This is a genomic window from Bacillus sp. PS95 (assembly GCF_037963565.1).
GTDB lineage: Bacteria > Bacillota > Bacilli > Bacillales > Bacillaceae > Bacillus > Bacillus subtilis.
Genome location: NZ_CP150160.1, coordinates 3,424,779 through 3,437,348 on the forward strand (window position 1 = coordinate 3,424,779; position 12,570 = coordinate 3,437,348).

Annotated in this window: 14 protein-coding genes; 5 read left to right on the forward strand and 9 right to left on the reverse strand. The window is 43.6% G+C overall.

Annotated elements, in window-relative coordinates:
* Positions 1-3: 3 nt before the first annotated feature.
* Genes opuBC through opuBA form a run of 3 tightly spaced genes read right to left on the reverse strand, consistent with a single transcriptional unit; the run spans position 4 to position 2,751 of the window.
* The gene (gene opuBC / locus NSQ12_RS17925) at positions 4-924 is read right to left on the reverse strand and encodes a choline ABC transporter substrate-binding lipoprotein OpuBC (protein ID WP_339175286.1); all 921 of its coding nucleotides are present in this window, start codon (positions 922-924) and stop codon (positions 4-6) included.
* An 11-nt stretch (positions 925-935) separates the two neighbouring features.
* Complete coding sequence (gene opuBB, locus NSQ12_RS17930; protein WP_003228370.1) at positions 936-1,589, reverse strand: choline ABC transporter permease OpuBB; 654 nt, start codon at positions 1,587-1,589, stop codon at positions 936-938.
* A 16-nt stretch (positions 1,590-1,605) separates the two neighbouring features.
* Positions 1,606-2,751 (reverse strand): choline ABC transporter ATP-binding protein OpuBA, encoded by a 1,146-nt coding sequence (gene opuBA / locus NSQ12_RS17935; protein ID WP_163182232.1) that lies wholly within the window; start codon positions 2,749-2,751, stop codon positions 1,606-1,608.
* Between the two features lie 283 nt (positions 2,752-3,034).
* Between opuBA and NSQ12_RS17940 the strand changes: the two genes are divergently transcribed.
* Positions 3,035-3,568, forward strand: a complete 534-nt coding sequence (locus NSQ12_RS17940) for a GbsR/MarR family transcriptional regulator (protein ID WP_014478002.1) — start codon at positions 3,035-3,037, stop codon at positions 3,566-3,568.
* A gap of 31 nt (positions 3,569-3,599) precedes the next feature.
* Here NSQ12_RS17940 and opuCD read toward each other — a convergent pair whose 3' ends face one another.
* From opuCD to opuCA, 4 genes are read right to left on the reverse strand one after another with little or no spacing between them, the layout of a single operon-like run.
* Positions 3,600-4,274: a glycine betaine/carnitine/choline/choline sulfate ABC transporter permease OpuCD gene (gene opuCD / locus NSQ12_RS17945; protein ID WP_014478003.1), complete on the reverse strand. Its 675-nt coding sequence runs from the start codon at positions 4,272-4,274 to the stop codon at positions 3,600-3,602.
* 17 nt (positions 4,275-4,291) lie between these two features.
* Positions 4,292-5,203, reverse strand: a complete 912-nt coding sequence (opuCC, locus tag NSQ12_RS17950; protein WP_015384655.1) for an osmoprotectant ABC transporter substrate-binding lipoprotein OpuCC — start codon at positions 5,201-5,203, stop codon at positions 4,292-4,294.
* Positions 5,204-5,222: 19 nt separating this feature from the next.
* Positions 5,223-5,876 carry a glycine betaine/carnitine/choline/choline sulfate ABC transporter permease OpuCB gene (opuCB, locus tag NSQ12_RS17955; RefSeq protein WP_003228349.1) on the reverse strand — a complete coding sequence of 218 codons (654 nt, stop codon included), beginning with the start codon at positions 5,874-5,876 and terminating at the stop codon, positions 5,223-5,225.
* A 22-nt stretch (positions 5,877-5,898) separates the two neighbouring features.
* On the reverse strand, positions 5,899-7,041 hold the full coding sequence (gene opuCA / locus NSQ12_RS17960; protein ID WP_003243370.1) for an osmoprotectant ABC transporter ATP-binding protein OpuCA: 1,143 nt from the start codon (positions 7,039-7,041) through the stop codon (positions 5,899-5,901).
* A 263-nt stretch (positions 7,042-7,304) separates the two neighbouring features.
* Between opuCA and opcR the strand changes: the two genes are divergently transcribed.
* The gene (gene opcR, locus NSQ12_RS17965; protein ID WP_003228345.1) at positions 7,305-7,862 is read left to right on the forward strand and encodes an opuC operon transcriptional regulator OpcR; all 558 of its coding nucleotides are present in this window, start codon (positions 7,305-7,307) and stop codon (positions 7,860-7,862) included.
* A gap of 17 nt (positions 7,863-7,879) precedes the next feature.
* Here the strand turns inward: opcR and NSQ12_RS17970 are convergent, their stop codons facing one another.
* A complete protein-coding gene (locus NSQ12_RS17970; protein ID WP_010886614.1) occupies positions 7,880-8,515 on the reverse strand; it encodes an NAAT family transporter in 636 nt (211 codons plus the stop codon).
* Positions 8,516-8,664: 149 nt separating this feature from the next.
* On the opposite strand from NSQ12_RS17970, the gene NSQ12_RS17975 reads away from it, so the two are divergent.
* Positions 8,665-9,279: a PH domain-containing protein gene (locus NSQ12_RS17975; protein WP_003243118.1), complete on the forward strand. Its 615-nt coding sequence runs from the start codon at positions 8,665-8,667 to the stop codon at positions 9,277-9,279.
* Positions 9,280-9,409: 130 nt separating this feature from the next.
* On the forward strand, positions 9,410-10,108 hold the full coding sequence (locus NSQ12_RS17980; RefSeq protein WP_029318392.1) for a zinc ribbon domain-containing protein: 699 nt from the start codon (positions 9,410-9,412) through the stop codon (positions 10,106-10,108).
* A 35-nt stretch (positions 10,109-10,143) separates the two neighbouring features.
* On the opposite strand, the gene NSQ12_RS17985 is transcribed toward NSQ12_RS17980, so the two are convergent.
* Positions 10,144-11,949, reverse strand: coding sequence for a zinc-ribbon domain-containing protein (locus NSQ12_RS17985; RefSeq protein WP_339175289.1), 1,806 nt, complete (start codon positions 11,947-11,949; stop codon positions 10,144-10,146).
* Between the two features lie 133 nt (positions 11,950-12,082).
* Between NSQ12_RS17985 and NSQ12_RS17990 the strand changes: the two genes are divergently transcribed.
* Entirely contained in the window at positions 12,083-12,544 is a 462-nt protein-coding gene (locus NSQ12_RS17990) for a GNAT family N-acetyltransferase (protein ID WP_014480917.1), read from the forward strand.
* Positions 12,545-12,570 lie beyond the last annotated feature (26 nt).

Below are 12,570 nucleotides of genomic sequence, written 5' to 3' on the forward strand. Positions count from 1 at the left end.
CTTTCACGATTCGAAGTAGTGATGTTTTTCTAAATATTCCTTGGCAACGACAGACGGTTCTTTGAGATTGCCGTCGACTTCATAGTTAAGCTCCTGCATCGTGGCTGTGTCGATTTTTCCGAGCATTTTCTTGATGATGCCTTCAAGCTCAGGATGTTCTTTGAGCACCTTTTCCGGAACAACCGGAGAGCAGTCGTACGGCGGGAAAAATTGTTTGTCATCCTTTAGCATTTTGAGACCATAGGACTTGATTCTTCCATCGGTTGAATACGCAAGCACAATGTCCATTTTTCCGTTTTTCACCGCGTCGTACACAAGGCCGATCTGCATCGGATACGTGCCGCCGAATGTCATGCCGTAGGTTTTCGTAAAATCCTGATAGCCGTTTCCTTTGAGCTTCATCCAATAGTTGTCAACGCCCAGCTTTAATTGCGGCGCCCATTTTTTAACGTCTGATACGGTCTCTAAATGGTATTGGTCGGCCAGCTCCTTGCTGACTGTAAAGGCATATGTATTATCAAACCCGTAGGAGTCATACCACTTTAAATCATATCTTTTTTTAAACTCCCGCTGAGTAAGCGCCAGCGCTTTGTCCGGATCTTTTTCAGGTTCCATTCTCAGCGTGCCTGTCAGCGCGTCTCCCGTATATCTTGTGGCCGCAATGTCGATTTCATCATTCATTAAAGCCTGCTGCTGCACCGCGTTGGAGCCAAGATTTTTAATCGTTGTTGTTTTGAGATCTGTATGGTGTTCGATCAACTGACCAAGCATGCTGGCGATGATTTCTGATTCGCTCATGCTTTGCGCGCCGATTTTAATGGTCTGGTCTGCAGCAACGCTGAGACCAGGAAGCGAACATCCGCTCAGCGTCAGCGTTGCCGCAAGTGCTAAACCTATCATTAATTTGAGATATTTTCTTTTCATGAGCCGCCTCCTTATGACAATTCCTTCAATCTCTGCATGCCGGCAGGTGTCAGTTTTCGTTCAGCAACTGCCAGCACATAATCAATCACAATTGCCAATATCGTGACAGGTACCGCGCCCCCGATGATATATTCCGGCTGATATAAATTCAGTCCGATAAAAATGTAATCACCCAATCCGCCGCCTCCGATAAAGGAAGCAAGCGTGGCCCAGCCGATTAAGTAAATCGTCGATGTTCTGATTCCCGCCATGATCACTGGCGCGGCAAGCGGCAGCTCCACCAAGCGGACTTGTTCAGCCGGCGTCATTCCGATGCCTTTGCCAGACTCGAGCAGATTTTTGTTGACGCCGCGAATGCCGGTATACGTGTTGCGAAGAATCGGCAATACGGAATAGAAAAACAAAGCCACAATGGCCGGAACCTTTCCTACACCAAGGAGCGGGATAAAAAAAGCGAGGATGGCCAGACTCGGCAGCGTCTGAATGATATTGACAATGCCGATAATGGTGCCGGCTCCTTTTTTCATTCTGGTAAGCACAACTCCGAGGGGGACGGCAACCAGCACACCTAAGATCACAGCAATGAGCGATATCGTAATATGCTCGTATGTTTTATAAAGAAGCTCGCCCCCATTGGTTTGCAAAAATTGAACAATATGATGCATGACTTATCGCCCCTCCCTATGACAATGCTGCGAGCTGCTTTTCTTCTCCCCAGAGGGAGTCATACACGATGTCGACCAGACTTGCCCTCGTCACAATTCCGATCAGGCGTCGATCTTCATCCACAACGGGAACATATTTGACACCCCGTTTTAAAATTTTGCGGACCGTGTCGCGCAGCAGTGTGCCGCCCAGTACTGTGTATATATCTTCATGTAAAACCTCACCTATGAGATTGGCCTTTTTCCGGCATTGATCAATGATTTCAACATCGACATAGCCTTGCAGAACGTGCTCGTCATCGACGACCAGCAATGAATCGACCCGTTCCTGCCTCATCAGCTGAATGGCCTCAGAAAGCGTTTTATCCGCGGTGATCGTTACAGGCTGTGTGTTCATAATCTGGTCAACCCGTTCAACATCCGGGCTGGATGACTGAATCAGCCGCTCCTTGCCGATAAATTCCTCAACAAATTCGTCTGCCGGATTTCTTAAAATGTCATCGGGCGTTCCTACTTGAACGATTTCTCCCGCTTTTAAAATCACAATCCGGTCTGCCAGCTTAATCGCTTCATCCATATCGTGGGTAACAAATACGATGGTTTTATGTAAGGTTTTTTGCAGTTTTTTAAATTCTTCCTGGAGGGAATCCCTCGTAATCGGGTCGAGTGCCCCAAACGGTTCATCCATTAAGATAAGCGGCGGCTCCGCGGCAAGTGCCCGTAATACACCAATTCGCTGCTGCTGCCCCCCGCTTAATTCATGAGGGTAACGGTCTAAATATTCTGGCCCCATATCGACCAATTTTAAAAGCTCACGCGCCCGCTCTTTCCGCTGCTGCTCCGGCCATTTCAGCAGTTTTGGGACGAGTGAGATATTCTGCTGAATGGTCATATGGGGAAACAGGCCGATCTGCTGAATCACATAGCCAATTTTGCGCCTGAGCTCTACAGGATCCTGGTCCATGATGTTTTCGCCGTCAATGAAAATCTTTCCGGCGGAAGGCTCAATTAATCGGTTAATCATTTTCATTGTTGTCGTTTTTCCGCAGCCGCTCGGCCCAATAAAGCAGATAAATTCGCCTTTTGCAATCTTAAGATTTACGTTGTTCACAGCTTTTTTGCCGCCCTTGTATGTTTTCGAGACATTTTCTAATGTCAGCAAACATCGCACCTCCAAAATTAAGTTTATTCAATTTGTTCAGTTTAAATTTAATTTTTCAGACAATTGAATGCTTCCCATTATAGAATAAAGTTTATAAAATAAAAAGTTTACAATTTGTTCATATTATTTATAAAGTATGTGTAAACGCTGATTTACCCGCATTGACGTGTGTTGATCTCCTTATTGCTCCAATTTCCTGCCAAATTCTCTTTTGACAGCATTTTCGCCGTATCAAAAATGTGGTATATTGACATCGGAATTGTTAGCTGAAAGGATGAAACCGTTGGAGAAAGATCCGTTAACGATCATTGAACAAGCCGAGGACCATTTTATAGAAAGAATCGCGGAAAACATGCATGCATTTGGAATGCCCTCTACCGTCGGACGAGTGCTGGGCATTATTTATATGAATCGAAAACCGATGACGCTTACGGAATTATCTGAGGCTACCGGCATGAGCAAAACACGCATGAGCCAGGTAGTGCGGGAAATGCTTGATGCCAACATTGCCGAGAAGGTGTTCGAAAAAGGCGTGCGAAAAGATTTATATGAGGTTGAGCAGGACTACTATCAAACATTTATCACGCTGTTTTCAGCCACCTGGAGCAAAGTCGTCAGCAAAAACAAAATGATGCATAAAAAACTCAATCGGGAACTGCTTAGCGTGTTGGATGAAGAGCTTACTCCTGAAGCGGAAGAAAAAGTGAATGAACTGCTGAAAGAATTAAAGGAATGGCTTGATTATTATAATTGGCTCAGCCGTTTGATTGAGTTTTTTGAGAGCGAAGAAATTTTTAAATATGTGCCGAAGCCGTAAAAAACGCCCTGTCATTACAAGGCGTTTTTTCTTATGCGGCACCTGCCAGATTTTTCTTCTTTCTCTTTTTAATCGGGCTTAATGCTCGTTCAAGCCAGCCCATGACCAAATCGGCAATCACCGCCATCAGAGCTGTGGGGATCGCTCCCGCTAATATAATCGCGGTTCCGTTTGTGGCGTTTGATCCTCTGACGATGATGTCCCCGAGACCGCCAGCACCGACAAATGTCCCGATGGCCGTAATGCCGATGGCAATGACAAGCGCGGTGCGCAGGCCGGCCATTATGACAGAAAGCGCAAGCGGAAGCTCGACCATCCGCAGCACTTGAAATTTTGTCATCCCCATTGCTTTTCCGGATTCAAGATAGGCGTGCTCAATACTGATAATCCCAGTATACGTATTTCTGATAATCGGCAGAAGAGAATACAGAAATAATGACAATATCACCGTATTAGCGCCCAGCCCCATGACAAGCATCAGCACGGCGAGCATGGCGAGAGCCGGGATGGTCTGAATGACATTCGTGACCGCAAAAACCCATCCGCTTAATCTTCTGTATCTGGCTATCAGGATGCCGAGCGGAATTCCAACAATGGCGGCAAATAAAACGCCATACACCGACATCAGAAAATGGCGGTAAAACTCCTGCAGCACGTAACCGCCGTTTTGCGAATAGTATGTGCCAAGCTGCTGTAGTACTTCCATATGATCCACCTCTTTTCTTAGTCAAAATAATGATGTTTCTCTAAAAATTCCTTTGCTACGACAGACGGCTCCTTCAGCTTGCCATCCACCTCATAATTAAGTTCCTGCATCGTTTCCGTGTCGATTTGCCCAATCAGCTTATTGATCACACCTTCAAGTTCCGGATGCGCCTTAAGCACCTTTTCCGGAATCACCGGTGAACAGTCATACGGCGGAAAGAAACGCTTATCATCTTTTAAGATTTTCAGATCATATGCTTTAATCCGTCCATCCGTTGAATAAGCCAAAACCGCATCCATTTTCCCGTTTTTGACTGCGTCATAGACTAGCCCGATCTGCATTGGATAAGTTGTGCCGAACTCAAAGCCATATGTGCTGACAAAGCCTTTATACCCGTCGCCTTTTCGTTTCAGCCAAGCATTGTCGACGCCTAATTTATATTGGGAAGCATTTTTCTTCAGGTCAGACACGGTGTTAATATGCTCCTTTTCCGCAAACTTTTTTGTTACGGTGAAGGCATATGTGTTATCAAAGCCGTAGGAATCAAACCATTTATAAGAAAAGCGCTTTTGAAACTCGTTCTGCACAATGTTCAGCGCTTTTTTCGGATCTTTCTCCGCTTCCTTGCCGAGGGTGCTTGTTAAATCTGTTCCGGAATAGCGCGTGGCTGAAATATCAATGTCACCGCCCAGCATCGCTTGGTGCTGAACATAGTTTGAGCCGAGGTTTTTCACTAAAGCAGTATTCAAATCTGTATCATGTTCAATAAGCTGCGCGATCATATTCGCTACAATTTCTGATTCTGTCATGCTCTGCGCCCCGATTTTGATCGTATCGTCAGAAGCGCCGCCTAGACCCGGCAGAGAGCAGCCGCCTAGCAGCATGACAAAGACGAGAGCAAACGCGCCAAGCCATTTGATTTTTGTCATTTTCAACAGTGCCAACTCCTTACGAAACTTCCTTCATCCCTTGCAAGCCTTTCGGCGTCACCTTTCGTTCTGTCACAGCCAGCACATAATCAATAATAATTGCCAGAATTGTGACAGGCACGGCACCGCCAATGATATATTCAGGCTGGTATAGGTTCAGTCCGATAAAAATATAGTCCCCGAGGCCGCCTCCCCCGATAAACGACGCAAGTGTCGCCCAGCCAATTAGATAGATCGTTGATGTACGGATCCCCGCCATGATGATGGGAATCGCCAGCGGAATTTCAACGAGCCGAATCTGCTCCCAGCCGGTCATGCCAATTCCTTTCCCCGATTCCAGGAGGTTTTTATTTACACCTTTAATGCCGGTATACGTATTGCGCAGGATCGGCAGCACCGAATAGAAAAATAAAGCGACAATCGCAGGCACTTTTCCTACGCCGAGAAGCGGAATAAAAAAGGCTAAAATCGCCAGACTCGGCAGGGTTTGCACAATGTTTACGAAACCGATAACCGCACCTGCGCCTTTTTTCATTCTGGTAAGAGCAACGCCGAGCGGCACTGCAACGATAATGCCCAATACAACGGCTATGAGTGAAATATATAAATGCTCTCCTGTTTTATACAGCAGCTCTCCGCCGTTCGTTTGCAAAAAAGTCATCATTTGATTCATCTTAAAAGAGCTCCTCCCCTGGTCAGATCGTCATGAGCTGGTTTTCCTCGTCGCCCCAAATGGAATCGTATACGATATCAACGAGGCTCGCTCTTGTCACAATCCCTGCTAAATGGTTCTGTTCATCGACCACCGGAACATACTTGATCCCCTGCTTCAAAATTTTTCGGACTGTATCGCGAAGTAGCGCCCCTTTTTGAACGGTATATATATCTGAGCGGTATACATCGCCAACGATGCTCGCTTTTTTGCGGTTTTGATCAATCATTTCCACATCAACATAGCCCTTCAGCACGTTTTGCCGGTCCACAACGAGCAGCGAGTCAACACGTTTTTCTCTCATCAGCTGAATCGCCTGAGAAAGCGTTTTGTCCGCAGATACCGTCACCGGCGTTCTGTTCATCATTTGCTCTACCCGCTCGATATCCGGTCTTGACTGAATCAGGCGCTCTTTCCCGATAAATTCTTCAACAAACTCATTTGCCGGGTTTCGAAGAATCTCATCAGGTGTGCCGACTTGAACGATTTCTCCCGCTTTTAATATCACAATCCTGTCGGCAAGCTTAATCGCTTCATCCATATCGTGGGTTACAAACACAATCGTTTTGTTTAAGGTTCTCTGCAGTTTTTTGAATTCTTCCTGAAGGGAATCACGCGTAATCGGATCAAGCGCTCCGAACGGTTCATCCATTAAAATGAGAGGGGGTTCCGCTGCCAGGGCGCGCAGCACGCCGATTCTCTGCTGCTGTCCGCCGCTGAGCTCATGCGGATAACGGTCTAAATACTCTGGGCCCATATCCACAAGCTTTAACAGCTCGCGCGCCCGTTCTTTCCGTTTTTCCTCAGGCCATTTCAGCAGCTTTGGTACGAGTGAGATGTTCTGCTGGATGGTCATATGGGGGAACAAACCAATCTGCTGAATCACATAGCCGATTTTTCTCCTCAGCTCAACCGGGTCCTGTTCCATAATATTTTCTCCGTCGATAAAGATCCTTCCAGACGATGGTTCTATCAGTCTGTTGATCATCTTCATCGTCGTCGTTTTTCCACAGCCGCTCGGGCCGATAAAACAGATAAATTCACCTTTGGCAATATCTAAATCAATGCTGTTCACAGCTTTTTTGCCGCCTTTATATACTTTTGACACTTGTTCCAATTTCAGCAATCCGTGCACCTCCGCAGGTTTCCTTTAAATTTTCTGAAAAGTATAATCCTTATTATAGTTTGAACTTTGTAAAATAAAAAGTTTACAATGTGTTGAAATTATATGTTATTTATAGATTATTTATTGTTATGACCGAGACGGAAAGGGTGTTCTTACAATTACGCCGGATACCTCCCACTTCCTCTGCATTCAGCTATTTTCAACACCAGGAAGAAATATGATATATTGACACCATCAATTGCCATTTGAAGGGATGATCAGCTGTGAAAAAAACCGCTCTCGACATCATTGAACATGCTGAAGAGCATCTCATTGAGAAGATTGCCGAAAATATGCATACGTTTGGAATGCCTTCAACTGTCGGACGTGTGCTCGGAATTATTTATATGAATCGAAAACCAATGACCTTAAGCGAGCTCTCTGAGGCAACGGGCATGAGCAAAACACGGATGAGCCAGGTTGTCCGGGAAATGATCGATGCCAATATCGCCGAAAAGGTGTTTGAAAAAGGCGTACGAAAAGACCTTTATGACGTCGAGCAGGATTATTATCAAACCTTCATTTCTTTATTCGCGGCGAATTGGACAAAGGTCGTGAGCAAAAACAAAGTGCTGTATAAAAAATTAAACCGGGAGCTGAGTGATCTTTTACAAAGGGACGGGCTTACCCCGGAAGCGGAAGAGAAAGTCAATCAGCTGCTGAATGAATTAAAAGAATGGCTTCATTACTATGATTGGCTGAGCAGGTTGATTGAATTTTTTGAGAGTGAGGAAGTCTTTCGGTATGTGCCGAAAACAAAAGAAAGCAGCTCTCTAAAATAAGAGAGCTGCTTTTTGCATCATGAGGTTAAGACCGGAAACATGCCTTTCAGCCCCGCACCAATCATCCCGACCGCAACCACGGCTAAGATTAATCCCATCAGTCTGGTAATCACATTCATCTCGGTTTTTCCGAGTTTGCTGCTGATAAAAGCAGAATAGTGGAAAAAGAGAAAGGTCAGGGCAATAACGGCGGCTATGCCGATCATGACAGCCGCATAATGACCAATGCCGCTATGACCGGCGGAAAGGCTCATCACTGTTGCAATCGTTCCGGGCCCAGCAATAATCGGAATGGATAAAGGTGTGACTGATATATCCGCTTTTTCCTTGCTTTCCTTATGTTCATCATGGTGAAGAGATTGCACGTGTGATTCTTTCGCATTCAATAGATTATAGGCAATGCCGAAAATGAATATGCCGCCCGCCACTCGGAGCGCGTGAATGTTGATATCAAACAGTTTAAAGATAAGATGGCCGAAAACCAAAAAAGCCGCAAGAATAAAAAAGGATAAAATAGCTGCCTTCCGGGCAATCGCTTTTCTTTCCGCTGCAGTATAGCCTTCTGTCAGCGTCAGAAATATCGGTACGTTTCCGATCGGATTCGATACTGCGAATAAAGAAATGAAGACGTGAACGATGAATGAGAACATCATATACCTCCTTGTTGATAGTCTCTGCACAGGAAATAGAATGATTCTCCACCCTTTTACCCGGAGGCGATTTCCCGGTAAACCTTTATAGCCTGTCAGAAACGCGCCATGCTACAATGAAGTGACAAATTGAATAGGAAGGACGTATACAGATGTTCAAAAAAATTGCGGCAGATGCCTTGGGCTTATCTGATATCGGAAAAATTATCGAACCTCAGGACTATGACAAAACAGACGCAGATGATTATGTCATGCATGAAGATAATGAGAAAATTTATTTCTTGATTAAAACAAAAGCAGACGAGTATTGCTTTACGAACCTGGCCCTGATCCATGTAGACGGCGAACGCGCCACTTCCTCGAAACGAACGTTGAAACGCTATCCTTATTCGCAATATAAAATCTCTGACGTTTTTCTTGAAACTGCCGGAAAAGTGGATTTGGATGTTGAAATAAAGTTTAAGCTAGGCGGAGAACAATTCGACATTGATGTCCACAAAGACCAGATTGAAAAGTTAAAAGACCTTTATAAAGCACTGCTTCGCATCGCTGAAACAACCTATGAAAATGACATTTTAATCAATCAAGCGGAGCAAAGCTTAGATAAAGCAGTGACGATTCTTCACCATACCCGCCCTGAGCACGTCAATATTGAAACGCAATACAAAGAGCTGACCGAATTCGGTTTTACTTGGCTGACATCCGTTCGCTCGCAGTATCATATTAAGGATTTTGGGGATGTATTTGAGAAATATATTAATAACTAGATAAAAAAGACACAGCTGCTATCGGGCTCGTGTCTTTTTTTGTATGAATATTGATTACTTTACAACTTTTTTCTTTTATAATAAAACTATTAGTCTATTTTCCCTATATTACAGATAAAGGAGTTATTTTATGTATTGTCCTCAATGCGGCCATCAAACAGATGGCGGAAATTTTTGTGAGAAATGCGGATCACCGCTCCCCGGTCAATCAGGCCACCAGCATGCAGCTCAAACTGGAGCCGCTGCAAAGCAAGCAGCAAAACAGTTCGGTTCATTTGTCTTATCCGTCCTGAAACGCCCTTATCAGGAATGTAAAGCAACAGGCGGAGAACAGCTGATCAGCGCAATCATTACGATGGTCCTTTTCAGTTTGCTGACCCCTTTGATGTTTTATATTCTTTTTTCAGACGGTCCCGGAAGCGTAAGCTTTACAGCAATCTTCTTAGAACCAACCATTTATTTTATTTTATTTCTATTTGGCCTGCATGCATGCATCTTTTTCGCCCTGAAAATCGCGGGAAACCAAGTATCTTTCAAGGATTCATTCTCAAGATTCGGAGCGTTTCTCATACCGTTTACGGCTATTTTGATTCTTGCCCTTTTCTTCTTTTTATTACATACAGACATTTGCTTTACTATATTAGCCGTTGGTTTAATCGGTGCATTCTTCGCCATTCCTCCTGCGATGCTGAGCAGTTACCAGCATTCATATAAAGGGAAGGTTGATGTCATTTACTCAACGATTGTAATTTATCTGATCATCTGCGTTACATTTCAGCTTATTATCGAACACTATGTCAAAGAAATTTTCCGTTATATGCTCTTTTAAAAACAACCCCATCACCTGCTGGTGATGGGGTTGTTTTATTGAATAGACGTTAAGTAAATTCTTCCGTTCTTCACTACGCCGGTGTAGGTCCAGTTATATGTTCTGAGCTTTGGACTGCCGCCTGATTTTGTGATTTCGAATTCTTCGTATGTTTTAATTGTGATATTCGAGCCGCTTTGGCTAAAGCTTTTGACCTCTACATCAATAAATACTTCAGTCGTCCCCTCGCTATACAATTTCTTAACTAGTTTCTGCTGATCAGCATATAATGTGCTTCCTTTTTCCAAATTACCTTCCATCACTGCAAATTCATTTAAACTCACAGCACTTGATTGATTTGTCAGATAATCAACCATAAATGATGTCACTTGCTCTTTTGTAAGTGTGTCGGAATTAACTTTGGCCTCATTTGATGACGCCCAAGCGGAGGTGTATATTTTAGGATTTTCATTTTTAAGAGTTTTTATATGGTCTCCTATGGAATCAGAAGTGGTCTCCGCACTCTCAAGCTTCCATTCTTTTTGTTTTTTATCATACGACAAATAATAACGATAAGCTGTATGTTCTTGTTTCATCTCAGGTTCTGTATAATCATCAAAATAAGCTGATTCGTGAAGTTCATTTCCGTTCACTGAAACAATCCATTGTCCCTTGTCACTTTGTGAAATAGCAAATGAATCAAGATCGTAATCTGTTTCTATATATTTATCCTTATAATACATATGATTGCTCTTCATCTCTGAAATTTGTTTTTTCGTTTGAGCTTTAACATCGGATACAGCTTTTGTCATCTGTTCGGTTTTCCCATTGGAAAAGGCAGCCGTGTATTGCTCAGTCGCCTTATTAATGGTTTCTATGATGTTTTCTTTTGTTTCTTTATCAGGAACTAATCTCATCTTCATGTCGCTACCTGTAATTGGCATTGCATCAGTCATTTGCTTTCCCCATGGAAAGTCAGTTTTCACAGTCGCCGTCATACTGCCATCAGTCAAAAGAGGGCCATATGTAAAAGTTTTGAATGGATCTTTATGAATTGATTTACCGTTAATCAGCAAATCTCCCTTCCCGCTCTTGATGTCATCCGCTAAGCTGAATGTCACATCGTCTGCTTCCAATGAGAGATCAACACGAAAGCTGTTATCGCCAATCGCCTGAATGTCTTCCTTTTTCACAAGGTCAACGACATCGTTTTTCAGTTTGGCTGAGACTGTATATTCGCCGGGAATGTACGGACCGAGGGTTTGTGCTTGATCTGCTTTCTTTACAGATCCGGCTTCCTCTTTATTGACATATAGATCGGTATTTTTATAATTGCTGCTCACTTCAAAATAAACAGGTGCTACCTTTAAGTCATAATGGTCAAATACCAGCAGGCTTTTTCCGTCTTTTTCTGCATATACGATATCCTTCTGGGCTGTTTCATCACGCAGCGATGCAAAAAGTTCATCTTTTTTGTCTGGATGATCCTTCAAATATGTAAGAAACGGTTTTACATTATTTTTAGTGAGTTTAAGATTGTCATTTACCGGTGTAAGTAGAGTCGCGATTTGGTCCTGATCCCCATCATTTACGGCCTGTTCAAACTTGTCGACTAACCTATCCTTTGAAGTAAAATACGCTCCGGTTTTATATGCGGCGAATAATATAACGCACGCCGCGGCAATGCTGCTCCATAAAATGATGGTTTTCTTAGGGATCGGTTTTCGCGGAGCCTGCCTTGTTTCTGCAGTGCTAGCTGTTTCTTGATTCGCCTGTTTGCTGCCCCCTCCGACCGGGGTGCCGCATTGTTTACAAAACTTGGCTCCTTCATTATTTTTTTGACCGCATTCCTTACAAAACATGTGGCTTTCCTCCTGTTTGTTACCCGCTATATTTTGTGCTTATTTCCTATGTTACATATTTTATAATAGAATGGTAAGAAATTGGAGAAAATCATGAAAATATCTCTATAAACTATGAAAAGGTGGAATGATAATGCAACACCTCACCATTCAAAAAGCAACAAACTTTGATCAACCGCTGTATGAGCTTCTGCTGCTCGCCGATCCGTCAAAAGAAATTGTTGATGACTACTTGGTCAGAGGAGAATGCTACACAGGTTATATATCAGGCGAATTAGCTGGTGTATACGTGATCATCACAACTAGGCCACAAACGGTAGAAATCGTTAACATCGCAGTAAAACAAACAATGCAAAAACAGGGCATTGGCAAGCTTCTTATCCTCGACGCCATTGAAAAAGCGAAACACATGGGAGCAAAGGTGATTGAAATAGGTACTGGAAATTCAAGCATCCATCAATTGTCTCTATATCAAAAATGCGGATTTCGCCTTCAAGCGATCGACCATGATTTTTTTATCAGACACTACGACGAGGAGATTTTTGAAAACGGCATTCAATGCCGTGATATGGTGAGGCTTTATTTGGATCTCTGAAAGCATAAAAAAAGCCGCCGAGAGAA